This window comes from Halomonas sp. McH1-25, from assembly GCF_022348165.1.
Taxonomy (GTDB): domain Bacteria; phylum Pseudomonadota; class Gammaproteobacteria; order Pseudomonadales; family Halomonadaceae; genus Modicisalibacter.
This window is the reverse complement of record NZ_JAKRFI010000002.1, coordinates 425570-439270: the sequence shown is the minus strand read 5'-3', so window position 1 is coordinate 439270 and position 13701 is coordinate 425570. Positions and strand designations below refer to the sequence as shown.

Annotated in this window: 13 protein-coding genes; 7 read left to right on the top strand and 6 right to left on the bottom strand. The window is 58.8% G+C overall.

Annotation, left to right across the window (positions count from 1 at the left end):
- Positions 1–116 precede the first annotated feature (116 nt).
- A complete protein-coding gene (locus MHM84_RS08470; RefSeq protein ID WP_239264821.1) occupies positions 117–857 on the top strand; it encodes an AAA family ATPase in 741 nt (246 codons plus the stop codon).
- Between the two features lie 5 nt (positions 858–862).
- On the opposite strand, the gene MHM84_RS08465 is transcribed toward MHM84_RS08470, so the two are convergent.
- Both MHM84_RS08465 and MHM84_RS08460 read right to left on the bottom strand, forming a co-directional pair.
- Positions 863–1651: a sulfite exporter TauE/SafE family protein gene (locus MHM84_RS08465; protein ID WP_239264819.1), complete on the bottom strand. Its 789-nt coding sequence runs from the start codon at positions 1649–1651 to the stop codon at positions 863–865.
- Between the two features lie 42 nt (positions 1652–1693).
- On the bottom strand, positions 1694–2371 hold the full coding sequence (locus tag MHM84_RS08460) for a GntR family transcriptional regulator (protein ID WP_239264817.1): 678 nt from the start codon (positions 2369–2371) through the stop codon (positions 1694–1696).
- 155 nt (positions 2372–2526) lie between these two features.
- Here MHM84_RS08460 and dctP point away from each other — a divergent pair, with 155 nt between their 5' ends.
- The 5 genes from dctP to MHM84_RS08435 all read left to right on the top strand — a co-directional run bounded on the left by dctP (position 2527) and on the right by MHM84_RS08435 (position 8373).
- Positions 2527–3525: a TRAP transporter substrate-binding protein DctP gene (gene dctP / locus MHM84_RS08455; protein WP_239264815.1), complete on the top strand. Its 999-nt coding sequence runs from the start codon at positions 2527–2529 to the stop codon at positions 3523–3525.
- 90 nt (positions 3526–3615) lie between these two features.
- A complete protein-coding gene (locus tag MHM84_RS08450; protein ID WP_239264812.1) occupies positions 3616–4155 on the top strand; it encodes a TRAP transporter small permease in 540 nt (179 codons plus the stop codon).
- A complete protein-coding gene (locus MHM84_RS08445; protein WP_239264810.1) occupies positions 4139–5467 on the top strand; it encodes a TRAP transporter large permease in 1329 nt (442 codons plus the stop codon). Before MHM84_RS08450 ends, MHM84_RS08445 begins: the two co-directional genes overlap by 17 nt.
- 24 nt (positions 5468–5491) lie before the next feature.
- A complete protein-coding gene (locus MHM84_RS08440) occupies positions 5492–6850 on the top strand; it encodes a malonyl-CoA decarboxylase (RefSeq protein WP_239264807.1) in 1359 nt (452 codons plus the stop codon).
- A complete protein-coding gene (locus tag MHM84_RS08435; RefSeq protein WP_239264805.1) occupies positions 6847–8373 on the top strand; it encodes a malonyl-CoA synthase in 1527 nt (508 codons plus the stop codon). The genes MHM84_RS08440 and MHM84_RS08435 overlap by 4 nt, the downstream gene beginning before the upstream one ends.
- A gap of 110 nt (positions 8374–8483) precedes the next feature.
- On the opposite strand, the gene MHM84_RS08430 is transcribed toward MHM84_RS08435, so the two are convergent.
- From MHM84_RS08430 to MHM84_RS08415, 4 genes are all read right to left on the bottom strand, one after another.
- On the bottom strand, positions 8484–8960 hold the full coding sequence (locus MHM84_RS08430; RefSeq protein ID WP_239264802.1) for a YbhB/YbcL family Raf kinase inhibitor-like protein: 477 nt from the start codon (positions 8958–8960) through the stop codon (positions 8484–8486).
- 183 nt (positions 8961–9143) lie between these two features.
- Complete coding sequence (locus tag MHM84_RS08425; protein WP_239264799.1) at positions 9144–10133, bottom strand: hypothetical protein; 990 nt, start codon at positions 10131–10133, stop codon at positions 9144–9146.
- Positions 10134–10364: 231 nt separating this feature from the next.
- Positions 10365–10919, bottom strand: coding sequence for a hypothetical protein (locus MHM84_RS08420; RefSeq protein WP_239264797.1), 555 nt, complete (start codon positions 10917–10919; stop codon positions 10365–10367).
- Positions 10916–11848: a hypothetical protein gene (locus MHM84_RS08415; protein ID WP_239264795.1), complete on the bottom strand. Its 933-nt coding sequence runs from the start codon at positions 11846–11848 to the stop codon at positions 10916–10918. The genes MHM84_RS08420 and MHM84_RS08415 overlap by 4 nt, the downstream gene beginning before the upstream one ends.
- A 730-nt stretch (positions 11849–12578) precedes the next feature.
- Here MHM84_RS08415 and MHM84_RS08410 point away from each other — a divergent pair.
- Complete coding sequence (locus MHM84_RS08410; RefSeq protein WP_239264793.1) at positions 12579–13697, top strand: glycosyltransferase family 1 protein; 1119 nt, start codon at positions 12579–12581, stop codon at positions 13695–13697.
- Positions 13698–13701 lie beyond the last annotated feature (4 nt).

The window sequence follows — 13701 nt, the reverse complement described above, 5'->3', positions numbered from 1 at the left end:
CCACATGCGACAGAGTGATGGAGGGAGCCCTCCCATTGGCGACTGTCACTCTCTTGTCATCGTGTAACGGCAAGCTGGTTTTTGTAGGCCATGCACGACAATAACGGAGATACCGCATGCAAATGCTGGCCCTTTACAGCATCAAGGGCGGCGTGGGCAAGACCGCTTCCGCTGTCAACCTGGCGGCGGAGGCGGCCCTTGCCGGCAAGCGTGTCCTGCTCTGGGACCTCGATCCGCAAGCGGCGACGACATTTTATCTGAAGAGCAAGGCCAAGGTGCGCGGCGGTGTCGACAAGCTAGTGAAGGGCAAGGCAACCCTCGACAAGGTGATTCGCGCCACCGAGATCGAGCGTCTCGACCTGCTGCCCGCCTCGTTCGGCTCGCGCGAGATGGACCACCTGCTGGAAGACCGCAAGCCGAGCCGGTTGCGCAAGATCCTCAAGCCGGTCAGCGACGACTACGACCTGGTGCTGCTGGATTGCCCGCCCAACCTATCGATCCTATCCGATCAGGTGTTCTCGAGCATCGATGTACTGCTGGTTCCTGTCGTTCCCACCACCCTGTCCATGCGCACCCTGACCCTGCTGCGCGAGCATCTCGACACCCAGAATCAGACCTGTCCGGTGTGGCCCTTCGCCACGCTGGTCGATCGACGCAAGCGACTGCATCGCGACACGCTGGAAACGCTCCCCGAGCAGTGGCCGTTACGCCTCTCGGCCACGATCCCCTACGCCAGCGTCATCGAACGCATGGGAGTGGAGCAGGCCCCAGTGGCCAGCTTCGCCCGGCGTACCCGGGCCGCCCAGGCCTACACCGCGCTGTGGGAAGAAGTGGCGGGGCGGCTCGGCAACGGCTGAGCGCGCTACAGCAGGAGCTTGACTCCCACCAGCAGGATGATCAGCGCAAACAGTTTCCTGAGCAGATCGGCCGGCAACCGGTGGGCCACGACGACGCCCAGCCTGGCCGACGGCACGCTACATAGCACCATGCCCAGAAAGGCCGGCCAGTAGAGGAATCCCGAGGCGTAGTCGGGCAGTCCGGCATGCCGGTAGCCCGTCGTCACGAAGGTCAGCGCCCCAAAGGCGGCAATGGGAATGCCACAGGCCGCCGACGTCCCCACGGCCCGGGTCATGCTCGCCCCGCTGCGCAGCAACCAGGGCACGCTCAGCACGCCGCCGCCAATCCCGAACAGCGCAGAGACCGTGCCGATCACCGTTCCGGCCCCGAGCGTCTGCAGTGTGCCGGCACCCTCCTGCGATGGGCGGGGCATGCGGGAGAGCAGGAATCTCAGCGCCAGCAAAATCAGGAATACCCCGAACAGCCACAGCAATTGCTCTGCCGGCAGCACGCTCGCCAATACTCCGCCAAGGATCGCTCCGACGATCAGTCCCGGCAGCAGGCGGACCAGCAATCCTTTGGCAACCGCACCCCGCCGCCAGTGCCCGAAGGCCGATGACGAGCCCGTCACGGCGATGGTGGCCAACGACGTGCCGATGGCCATATGCGTCGTGAACGTCGGGTCCATGCCCTGCTGGGCGAAGGCAAACAGCAAGGCCGGGACGATCACGACCCCGCCGCCGATGCCGAACAGGCCGGCGACGAAGCCGGCAACGATGCCGACCAGGGAAAAGTACAGGAACGCGAGCAGCATGGCAGGCCCCGGTTTAGCGTAAGTGTTCGGTCGCGTGCGCCATCAGGACCACTCGGGCTCCCTGGCGCGGTTCAGATCCTTGACGCTCGCCACCAGATCGCTGAACCGCTCGCCCTGAACCAGCACATGGCTACGCAGGGCCTGTTCGGCCGCCTCGGTGTCTCCCGCCTCGATGGCCGCCACGATCCGCCGATGCTCTTCCAGCGACGACTGCATGCGATGACGCACCTTGAGCTGCAGGCGCCGATAGGGCTTCAGGCGCATCTTCAACTGGCGGGCCTCATCGGCCAGAAACGCATTGTGGCTGGCGGCGTAGATGCAGCTGTGGAAGGCTTCGTTCTCGTAATAGTACTCGTCGGTATCGCCATTCTGCGCCGCCTGCTCGCAGCGCACCAGGGCGCCCTGCAGCTCGATCAGCTCCTGGGGCGAGATGCGCCGCGCGGCGAGTCGCCCACACATGCCCTCCAGCTCCGCCATGACCTCGAACATCTCGATCAGCCGGTCGATGCCCACCTGAGCCACGAAAGTGCCCTTCTTGGGCTGCACGATGACCAGCCCACTGGCCACCAGCTGCTGGATGGCTTCACGGACCGGCGTGCGCGAGACGTTGAATTCCTGACCCAGAGCCTCGGGATCGAGGCGCTCTCCTGGGGCACGCCGGCCATTGAGGATGTCGTTTTCCAGCGCGTCCCTGAGCCGCTGCGCATTGGATGGCTTCATGCCGCTCACGCTCCACCTCCCACTCCGATCGCCTGCCACTAACGTCTAGTGGTCAAAGAATTGACATAAATATACTAGCACCGCTATTAAAGTATATATCAGCACTCCTGATATATACCTACACAAAAACAAACAATCACATCGGAGACGCCAACATGAAATCCACTTCACTCGTGGCCCTGGCATCGCTCGGCCTGGCCGCCGCCTTCAGTTCCGCCGCTTCTGCCGAGACTGTCCTGCGTGCATCGCACCAGTTCCCCGGCGGCAAGGGCGACGTCCGCGACGAGATGGTCCAGCTCATGGCCAAGGAGGTCGAGGCGGCGGACGTCGACCTGAAGATTCAGGTCTATCCGGGGCAATCGCTGTTCGATGCCCAGGAACAGTGGGGCGCCCTGGTCCGCGGTCGCCTGGACATGACGGCGCTGCCCCTGGATTACGCCAGCGGCCGGCATCCGGAATTCTCCGCCACGCTGATGCCGGGTCTGGTGCGCAGCCACGAGCGCGCCCAGCGTCTCAACGACTCCGAATTCATGGACATGATCAAGCAGGTGATCGAAGAAGCTGGCGCCCGGGTACTCGCCGATGCCTGGCTCGCCGGGGGGTTCGCCTCGAGCGAGCGATGCATCACTTCACCGGACACCGTCCAGGGCCAGGCCATGCGTGCCGCCGGCCCCGCCTTCGATGAAATGCTCGCCACCGCCGGCGCCTCGATCGCCTCAATGCCGTCCTCGGAAATCTACACCGCCATGCAGACGGGCGTACTCGATGGCGCCAATACCTCCTCCGGTTCGTTCGTGTCCTACCGCATCTATGAGCAGGTCGACTGCCTGACGGCCCCCGGCGAGAACGCGCTGTGGTTCATGTACGAGCCCATCCTGATTTCCCAGCAAAGCTGGGACCGGCTCAACGAGGAGCAACAGAAAGCGTTGACCGAGGCCGGCCAGAAGGCGGAGGAGTACTTTGCCGGTGAAGCGGCCGCCCTCGACCAGAAGATGATCGATGTGTTCGAGGAGAACGGCGTCGAGGTCGTTTCCATGTCGCCGGAAGACTACGAGGCCTGGTTGGCGATCGCCAAGGAAAGCTCCTACAAGACCTTTGCCGAGAACGTACCCAACGGACAAGCCCTGATCGACGCGGCCCTGGCCGTGGAGTGACGTCGGTGCCCGGCCGCCGCTGCCGGGTCCCCCGTTCCCTTGAAACCGCCATGCCAGGCGGTTTCCCCACTCACCGATGAGGGAGACACCATGGCCCATATCTCGAGCCACACGTTACGGCCCAACCGTGGTGTGGCCGGCGCCTATATCCGTGTGATGGATGCCGTTTCCGGCGCCACGGCCGTCCTCGCCGCCGCGGCGCTGGCCGCTGGCGTACTTGCCGTCTGCCACATGATCTTCATGCGTTACGCGCTGGACCAGAGCACCGTCTGGCAAACCGAATTCGCGGTGTTCTCCGTGACCGGCGCCATGCTGCTCGGCGCTCCGTACGTACTGATGACCGGCGGCCACGTCGCCGTGACCGTGCTGCCCGATGCCTTGAGCGGATGGCCAAGGAAGCTCATGCTGCTGGCCGCGTCGTTGGTGGGCCTGGGTTTCTGTGTCGCCCTGACGTACGGCGCCTGGCTGTACGTTCTCGAGGCCTGGCATGGCGGCTGGACGACGGGCTCGGTATGGAATCCACCGCTGTGGCCGGCCCTGCTGCCCATGGCCATTGGCGCCAGCCTGCTCTCGCTACAGTACGTGGCGGAAATCCTGCGCGGGGAGGCCAACCATGGATCCAGTCACTAGCGGCATTCTGATCGTCGTCGTACTGATGGTGCTGATGGCCATCGGCACACCCATCGCCTTCGCACTGGGCAGCGTCTCCCTGGGAGCACTGGTACTCGACCGCGGCATGGGCGAATTGACCTACTTCGGCGAGACCTTCTTCGGCAGCCTTGCCACGTTCAGCTTCGTGGCGATTCCCATGTTCATCCTGATGGGGGCCGCCGTGGCATCGTCGCCCACCGGGCGCGATCTGTATCGCTCACTCGACCTGTGGCTGGGCCGCGTTCCCGGCGGGCTGGCGATCTCCAACATCGGTGCCTGTTCGATCTTCGCCGCGCTGTCGGGCTCGTCGCCGGCGACCAGTGCGGCGATAGGCAAGCTGGGCATCCCCGAGATGCGCAAGCGCGGCTATCCGGATGGCGTGGCGGCCGGCTGCATCGCTGCCGGCGGTACCCTGGGCATCCTGATTCCACCCTCGGTGACCATGATCGTCTATGGCATATCCACCGAGACCTCCATCGGCCGGCTGTTCATCGCCGGTGCCTTGCCCGGCGTCATGCTGGCCCTGCTGTTCATGGCCTGGACATTGATCGCCTGCAAGCTCGCCGGTGGTTATGGCACGCCGAACCCGGTGGCCGAGGCGGCAGCCCAGGTCAAGGACAACGTCGAGGGCAATCTCAAGGCGCTGGTGCGGGTGCTGCCGTTTCTGGTGGTGGTCACGGGTATTCTGTTCGCCCTGTACGGCGGGGTCGCGACACCCTCCGAAGCCGCCGGGGCCGGGGCCTTCCTGTGCCTGGCGCTGGCCATCGTGGTCTACCGCATGTGGCGCGCGAAACCACTCAAGATCATCATGCGCGACGCACTGCGCGAGAGCGTGATGATCATGCTGATTATCGCCACCGCCGAGATCTTCGCCTATGCCCTGTCGTCGATGTTCATCACCCAGACCGTGGCCGGCGCGATCGCCGATCTGGAGGTCAATCGCTGGGTGCTGATGGCGATCATCAACGTGTTCCTGCTGGTGGCCGGCTTCTTCCTGCCGCCGGTGGCGGTGATCGTGATGACCGCGCCGATCCTGCTGCCGATCATCACCGCAGCGAATTTCGATCCCTACTGGTTCGCGGTGATCCTGACCATCAATCTGGAGATCGGGCTGATCACGCCGCCAGTCGGCCTGAACCTCTTCATTATCAAGGGCATTGCTCCGGACATCGCGCTGCGCGACGTCCTGCTCGGCAGTCTGCCCTACGCCCTGTGCATGGTGCTGGGCATCGTGCTGCTGTGCTTCTTCCCCGGCATCGCCACCTGGCTACCCGACCTGATGATGAACTGACCGACACCGACAAGAGAAGCGACCATGAACATGAGCTTTCTGCAGGAACTGTTCAGTACCATCACCCAGCGGGACGCCTTGCGCCGGCAGCGTTCCGACGCTCGGGTTCCGGTCGATAACGAGCGGGTGATCGCGGCGTGCCGGGCGCTGCTGGAGAGCGATGGCGAGGCCTCCAGCATCACCCTGGCCAGCCGCGCCCTCGACCTGTACACGCGGCTCGACGAAGCCGAGAAGCTGCGCTTCTTCGAGCGCCTGACCGGGGAGTTCTCGGCCAACCCCGAGCGTATCGACGAGGCTTACCAGCGTTACCAGGCATCGCGCAACGACGGCGACCTGCAGGCGTTGTTCAATGTCTGCGAGCCAAGCCGCCAGGAAGTGTTGAGACGGCTCAACCTGACCACCGATGGCACTCATGAATTGGTGGGCATGCGTGAAGACCTGTTGAACGTGCTCAAGGCGCACCCTGACCTACTGCCCCTGAACGACGACTTCGCTCACCTGTTCGCGTCGTGGTTCAACCGTGGGTTTCTGGTCCTGCGGCGCATCGACTGGAACACCCCGGCAGCGATCCTCGAACGCATCATCCACTACGAGGCGGTGCACGAGATCCAGGACTGGAACGACCTGCGCCGTCGCCTGGATGCCCGCGACCGGCGCTGTTTCGCGTTCTTTCACCCGGCCATCGGCGACGAACCGCTGATCTTCGTGGAAGTCGCGCTCTACAAGGGCCTGCCCGACCAGATCCAGCCCATCCTCAGCGGAACGCACCGGATGATCGAGGATCCCGAGGTGGCCGATACTGCGGCCTTTTTCGGCATCAGCAACTGTCAGACCGGGCTGCGCGGCATCTCGTTCGGCAATTTCCTGATCAAGCAGGTCGTTCAGGAGCTCAAGCAGGAGTTGCCCAACCTGCGTAACTTCGTGACGCTGTCGCCAGTGCCCGGTTTTCGCCAGTGGCTGGACAGCCTGCAGACGCAAGAGGATCGCCTCGACGACGAAGCCAGCGAGACACTGGCCCTGCTCGAGGACCCCGACTGGCATAGCGACCCGACCAAGGCCGACCGTCTGCGCGAGGTGATCAAGCCCCTGGCGGCCCACTATCTTCTGCAGGAGAAGAACGCCAAGGGCCTGCCGCTGAATCCGGTCGCCCGCTTTCACCTGGGCAACGGCGCGGAATTGCATCGCATCAACTGGCTGGGCGATATCTCGGTCAAGGGTATACAGCAAGCCGCCGGGCTGATGGTCAACTATCTCTACGTGCTCGAAGATATCGAGCGCAATCATGAGCAATACACGACCAACGGCACGATTGCGCGCTCCTCGAGCGTACGCGACCTGAAGCGGCGTGCCCGAAAACTGCTCACGGGAGAAACGGAAAAATGAGCGACAACCTGTTCGAGACGTTCGCGGCGCGCATGCATGCCCGTGGAGACGCCACGTTCATCACTACCCGCGATGGCAGGCACTATTCCTACCGCGAGGCGCTCGCGCATACGGCACGCATTGCCGGCGCACTGCACGCACTCGGTGTACGCTCCGGCGATCGCGTGGCGGTGCAGGTCGACAAGAGCCCCGAAACGATTCTGCTGTATCTGGCCTGCCTGCGCCTGGGCGGTGTCTACCTGCCGCTCAATACGGGCTATACCGCCGAGGAGATCCGCTACTTCCTCGGCGATGCCGAACCGGCACTGTTCGTCTGCCGCCCCGAGGATCTCGGAGCCGCCCAGCACGTCGCCGAGGACACCGGCTGTCCACAGGTCGCCACCCTGGGCACCCGGGCCGACGGCAGTCTGTTGGCGCAGGCCGAGCGAAGCACACCGTTCGAGACCATCGAACCGCGCACCGCCGACGATCTGGCGGCGATCCTCTACACGTCAGGCACCACCGGACGCTCCAAGGGCGCCATGCTGACGCACCGCAACCTGGCCTCCAACGCGGCGTCGCTGGTCGAAGCCTGGCGCTTCAGCGAGCGCGACCGACTGATCCACGCCCTGCCGATCTTCCACACCCACGGGCTGTTCGTGGCCTGCAACGTGGTTCTCATGGCTGGCGCCAGCATGCTGTTCCTGCCGCGCTTCGATGCTGACACGATCATCGAGGAGCTGCCCAACGGCACGACGCTGATGGGCGTGCCGACGTTCTACACGCGCCTGCTTCAGGACGCGCGCCTGACCCGTGAGCTCACCGCCAACATGCGCCTGTTCACCTCCGGCTCCGCCCCGCTGACCGCCGAGACCCACCAGGCCTTCGAGCAGCGCACCGGACATGCCATCCTCGAGCGCTACGGCATGACCGAAACCAACATGAACACCTCCAACCCCTACGACGGCGAGCGCATCGCCGGTACCGTGGGCATGCCGCTGCCGGGCGTGGAAGTTCGCATCACCGATCGCGAAACCCACGAGCCGGTCGCGCAGGGCGAGATAGGCATGCTCGAGGTACGTGGTCCCAATGTGTTCATCGGCTACTGGCGCATGCCCGAGAAGACCCGCGAGGAGCTGCTCGACGACGGCTTCTTCATCACAGGCGACCTGGCGATGATCGACGAGCGCGGCTATGTGCATATCGTCGGGCGCGACAAGGACCTGGTGATTTCGGGCGGCTACAACGTCTACCCCAAGGAGGTCGAGCAGATCATCGACGAGCTCGATGGGGTGGTCGAGTCTGCGGTGATCGGCGTGCCTCACCCCGATTTTGGTGAGGGCGTGACGGCGGTAGTCGTGCGCGAGCCAGGTGCGCAGCTCGACGAAGCGCAGATCCTCGACTCACTGGCCGGACATTTGGCCAAGTACAAACAGCCCAAGCGGGTGTTCTTTGCCGACAGCCTGCCGCGCAATACCATGGGCAAGGTCCAGAAAAACCAGCTGCGCCAGCAGTACCAGGACACTTACGCCAAGGCCCGCTGAGGGCCACACTTCGGCCACGCCCGGCAAGCCCAAAACGACACTCGGCGCCTCCCAGGGGAAGGCGCCGAGTGCGTTTTAAGCGGCGTCTAATCCAAGCAGTTGAAAACTATTCAGTCACGACGATAAGTCCCCACCAACCGACTCATGCCGAGAATGTGCGGTTCGAGCTTATTGAGCAGTTCCGGCTGCGTCAGCCCCTCAGGCAGTTCGGTTTGGGCATCCAGCGCCAGCACCCAGAAATAATACTGGTGCGGCCCGTGGCCTTCCGGCGGCATGGGGCCACCGTAGCCGATGGCACCACCATCGTTGATACCGGCGGTACCCAGCGTCGTGCCCTCTTCCAACGAGGTGACTTCCGCCGGCAGGTTGTAGAGCAGCCAATGCACGTAGCCGTAGCTGCCATCCTTGACCAGCGGCGCATCCGGGTCGTGGCAGATCACCGCGAAGCCTTGCGTCCCCGCCGGCGCATCCTTCCAGCTCAGGGCCGGGGACACATCGTCACCTTCCGCCGAATGGCGCTTAGGAATCGCCCCATTCGGCGCGAAGGCGGTGCTTTCCACGTGCATGCTGGACGGTGCAAAGGGCATAAGATTCCTCCCATGAAACGTAGTGAAAGGTGAATCGAGAAGAAATGATGGCAGCAGTGGAGGATTCAACCCGTCACAACATCAATTATCAAGACTAGGGGCCATTCATCCTACTTTGCATAACGCCCGCATTTGCGGCTGGTTTGGAGCGTAGCGGAAAACCAGTCCGGCAACATGCATTTGTTAGATTCTTAATGCCCCCCATACGACGGATGCCTGATAAATTAAAAATATACTAAACGAGAGTAATGACAGCCTATATAACCATAATGAAAGTAATCTAGATAGCGGTCTTTGCCAAGATTGCCAATACGAAAGCTCCTCAACGATAGCATCTAGATATTCTTCTCTAAGTAACAGATCGAGCCCATGCGTATAAGGCTCTATTTGGCTATTTTTATCTATTTGATCTGGAGTTTGTATATATGGGTCGTAAAACTTGATAACAATATCACTATCTGAGTGATCGCCATCCACACGTTCAGGAGTTAATCCTGCAACGTAGTGATCACAAACGCTCTCAATAGATAGATGCCTTGTATATACATTTCCTACAGGATAAGTCGTGCAGGGCCCTAACCTTTCGCGTAGACCAACTTCTCCATCATCTCTCTTGTATTCTTCAAAGACCTTAAATTTCTTTTTATCCGAGAGCTTGTATATGAACCGTTCTATAATCGCTTGGCCTACGGCATCAAAACCAACTTTATAGCAAGAGCCTCCTTGCATTAAAAAGATTCCCGCTGTTTTATAAGCCATTTTGTGATTTTTTAACTCATGTATATTTTGAGGTGTTATTTCGGAAGTCCTTCCAAGTTTTAGAAACTCGTAGAATATAGATGAGCGAATCTCTCTGATTGGAGCAGCTCTATATTTCTTGTTTTCTTCACCCTCCATGAATGCTTTTACAAAATAGGGAGCCCTTTTACTGTAGATAACGCCAGCAAGAACAAAGAGTATGCCTGAAAGGAATATGAAAGCCATTTGTATAGGAAAATTAAAGTTAACAAATAGAGGCTTGCTTATCGCAAAACTAGCTAGAATTGGAGCCGTTACGATTCCAGCGAGCCCTGCTTTATAAGCTTTTTCGTTCTGGAGACGAGAAATGTTGTGCCAAGAATAGGCTTGCCTTATCTTTTCCCGCTTATAGTTTTCTACAACTGTACGAGGCATGATTTTATGTGTCTCGTAAGGGTACGGATCTAAAACCCATATCAACTTAGATTTGTGTATGAAATTCCTAATTTTCTCTCGGCGTCTATTGCGCTTCACCATTTCATATATTTGCTTTTCTCGATCATTCATTACCTAGTTCACTACTCCTGATAATAAATCTAACGCCCGGCTCACGCGCCGGTTTGCAGCCGCGAAGCGGCGGAAAATCGGTCGCCGTGCAGCCGATTGTTATATTTTTATGGTTAGAAGGGTATGCATCCTTTTGACTACCATCAAAATTGTCAATAGCAAATTCATAACCACCATCATGATTAAAGGCGAAAACAAATATAACTTTAAGTCAATGTCAATGTTCATCTGGCTGGTTGATATTTTTAAGGCATCGCCTGGCAAAAATGTATAAATCAAACAGAAAAAAACCAACACAACCGACGCAACAATCGCATAACAAATATTAAAATACAGTTGCTCTAGAAGCTTCTTCTTTAGCTCAATACTATGCTTCTTTGACTCCGCATTTACATCCCTTAGCTTTTCGCCTTGGTCGTATACGAGAACCAAAACACTCAATAACAAAGCGGTAAATATTGCTCCAAAATTCACCAGGAGCGAATTTGCATCGCTAGTTACCTTTATGCCAAGAAACGAGAGAAGAAAAGCAATAGCTAACGGAATTCCATAGAATGTAAAATAATCAACCAGGCTAACCTTTCCAGAAGAGGCATCATTTAAAGTATTAATATGGCCGGTCACTATCGACCATATGTTGATTTTTGAACTCATGAGCTTGGCACCTCGATCTTCAGTCCTGGGTACATAGTATTTGCGTACTCGCCCACAATATCTCTTACCCATGAGTTAATTTTAACGAAATCTGGTACTCCATCATCCCCAATGAGATCTTCTTCAACTTCTATTTCACACAAGGCACTCGTTTTGTTTCGTCCGACATTGAACGTTCTTCGCTTTCCATCCATCTCAACAACAGTTTTTACCTGCGCACCATAGTCACCCATTATTTCTACAGCCTGCATTTGCTCGCTGTTAGGATTTAAATAATCCCTTAATTTTCCCATCCCGCCTCTCCTTGGTGGTTTAATAATGAGCTCCTGCTCACCGTGACCAAGCAGTCTCACTTGGTCGGCAATGTCGTTTAAGCCAACAAACTTGGTCAATTTTACTTCTTTTGCAGTGGCATCAAGCCATGCATTTACCGCATTATCATATGCAAGGGGATTCATCTGGATAACCAGACCTGTAAGGTCCTTAAAATACTGAGAAAATAGTGTGTAAAATAATGTTTTCACCCCAATTCCTCGGTATGAATGCATAAACGCCATCGCTTCATTGAAACCTTTGGGAATAAAATAGTGAATGTAGTGCTTGATTATTTCTGCATTATTCTTTGCTTTCTCGAAATCGACATCACCAGTTTGCACATTGATAATGTCAGTTTTCATTCCATACGTTCCGACATTGAACCACCCAAATATCTCTCGAGTATTTTCGTTAATACTCAGGGACTCAAACTGATAGACTTGCTTAGAATCCTCAACGATTTTGTAAGCACCAGTATTAGCGTTTAAAAAATCACGAAGAATATAGAAGAGGTCTTTGTCTCCCAGATTATCGAGCGTGCTGTACCGTTCTTCGATTCTTCCCTCTAAGCCTTTATTGAAGCATCGAAACAGGTAAGGCGCGACAGCATGCATTTTTACTTCCTTTAATTTTTTAGTTAAACGTTCAACTGCGTGTAAGGCAGAAAATATAACAGGTATTAGACAGCGCGCTCGTTTTCCTACTTGAACGAGCAGGCGCGTTCATTAATCTTATCTAGCCCGCCCCTTAGGGATTAACTCACCGAGTTTAAATAATATTAATAATGATTCGGCAAGCTATGTAGAATTCGTGTGCCTGCTGCATTTGCAGGCTCGGTCACCTGAAGAGCGACGCCAGCCCTCCATTAACCCCGACGCCGTTTCGGCCACGCTACCGCCAGGCGAAGCACTGAACGCTTCACCGTCTGGGTCATCAGGTTGTATCGGCAATCTCTAAACGGACTTAACCTAACGCGAATTAGCGTCACGTGACATAGCGTTACACGAAAGACGTACACACAAGAGCACCCACGCCGATGAGAGGCGCGGGCGTGGGGTCAGCCTTGCGGGGGGCTTAGCTTACTTAAGAGGGGAAGTTGAACTGGGCGCTTTCCTGAGCGGAGCGCTGCGGCCAGCGTTGGGAGATGGCCTTGCGGCGGTGTAGAAGCGCACGGCGTCGGGGCCGTAGGCGTGTAGCCGCAGGCCCGCTGAGCAGGCCAATCCGCCCACCACCCTGGAGCCCTATGGCTCCGGTAGTGCGAAGCCCACCCGAAGACGTTGTCATCGGACTGCCGCATTTTGCGACTAGCCTGAAAGGATCCTATCCATTTCAGGAGAGTGGCCCTTGCACATCGCCGACGTGACCATGTTTCATGCGCCGACCAGCGGCGGCGTCAGGACCTACCTGCAAGCCAAGCACCGTCGACTCGCCCAGCTACCCGGCGTGCAGGCCAGTCTCATCGTACCTGGCGCCGAAGCCATGCAGCTCGGCAATCTGCATACGTTGCCGGCAATGCACCTGCCTTTCGGCCAAGGCTATCGCTTCCCGCTGCATCGTCGGCGCTGGGCACAAGCCCTGGTGCGCATGAACCCGGATCTGATCGAGGCCGGCGATCCCTACATGACGGCCTGGTCCGCGCTGGATGCCGGACAGCGCCTGGGCGTGCCGGTCGTCGGCTTCTATCACTCCGATCTGCCGCGGCTGATGGGCGACCGGCTCGGTGCCGGTGTGGCACGTCGCCTGGAGCGCTATGTCGCCGATCTCTATGGTCGCTTCGATCGCGTACTGGCCCCCTGCCGCTCGATGGCCGAACGTCTCGGGCAATGGGGCGTACCCAATGTGCACCTGCAACCGCTGGGCGTGGACCTGGATACCTTCCACCCCCGGCGTCGCGATCCCATGCTGCGCGACATGCTGGGCTTGAGCGCCAACACTCGCCTGCTGGTGTTCGCCGGGCGCAACTCGCGCGAAAAGAACATTCCCGAGTTGCTGGCCACCGCGCAGCGCCTGGGCGGTCGCTATCACCTGCTGATCATGGGGCCGCACATGCCACGCCGGGTGCCGGACAATGTCACCGTTTTCAATCGCTACTGCGACAGCGACGAAGTGGCGCGCTGGTTCGCCACGGCCGATGCGCTCATCCACGCCGGCACCCGCGAGACCTTCGGCCTGGTAGCGCTGGAAGCCATGGCCAGCGGCCTGCCGGTGGTGGGCGTGCGCGCCGGGGCGCTGCAGGAAAACATTCCGCTGGGCTGCGGCGTTTTGTGCGAGCCGCACTCCCCCGACGCCATGGTCCAGGCCATTCAGGAACTGTTCCTGAACGATGCCAAGGCGATGGGACGGCACGCCCGCCGCCACGTCGAACGCCACTACCACTGGCACGCCGTGGTCGATACGCTGCTGGGGCACTATCGCAGCGTACTCGGTGACGGCGTGTCGTCAGCCGCTCAGCGACACGGCTGACGCC

Coding starts and splice junctions, on each gene's coding strand:
- MHM84_RS08470 (WP_239264821.1), top strand. CDS start 117: ATGCAAATGCTGGCCCTTTACAGCATCAAGGGCGGCGTGGGCAAGACC.
- MHM84_RS08465 (WP_239264819.1), bottom strand. CDS start 1,651: ATGCTGCTCGCGTTCCTGTACTTTTCCCTGGTCGGCATCGTTGCCGGC.
- MHM84_RS08460 (WP_239264817.1), bottom strand. CDS start 2,371: ATGAAGCCATCCAATGCGCAGCGGCTCAGGGACGCGCTGGAAAACGAC.
- dctP (WP_239264815.1), top strand. CDS start 2,527: ATGAAATCCACTTCACTCGTGGCCCTGGCATCGCTCGGCCTGGCCGCC.
- MHM84_RS08450 (WP_239264812.1), top strand. CDS start 3,616: ATGGCCCATATCTCGAGCCACACGTTACGGCCCAACCGTGGTGTGGCC.
- MHM84_RS08445 (WP_239264810.1), top strand. CDS start 4,139: ATGGATCCAGTCACTAGCGGCATTCTGATCGTCGTCGTACTGATGGTG.
- MHM84_RS08440 (WP_239264807.1), top strand. CDS start 5,492: ATGAACATGAGCTTTCTGCAGGAACTGTTCAGTACCATCACCCAGCGG.
- MHM84_RS08435 (WP_239264805.1), top strand. CDS start 6,847: ATGAGCGACAACCTGTTCGAGACGTTCGCGGCGCGCATGCATGCCCGT.
- MHM84_RS08430 (WP_239264802.1), bottom strand. CDS start 8,960: ATGCCCTTTGCACCGTCCAGCATGCACGTGGAAAGCACCGCCTTCGCG.
- MHM84_RS08425 (WP_239264799.1), bottom strand. CDS start 10,133: ATGCCTCGTACAGTTGTAGAAAACTATAAGCGGGAAAAGATAAGGCAA.
- MHM84_RS08420 (WP_239264797.1), bottom strand. CDS start 10,919: ATGAGTTCAAAAATCAACATATGGTCGATAGTGACCGGCCATATTAAT.
- MHM84_RS08415 (WP_239264795.1), bottom strand. CDS start 11,848: ATGCATGCTGTCGCGCCTTACCTGTTTCGATGCTTCAATAAAGGCTTA.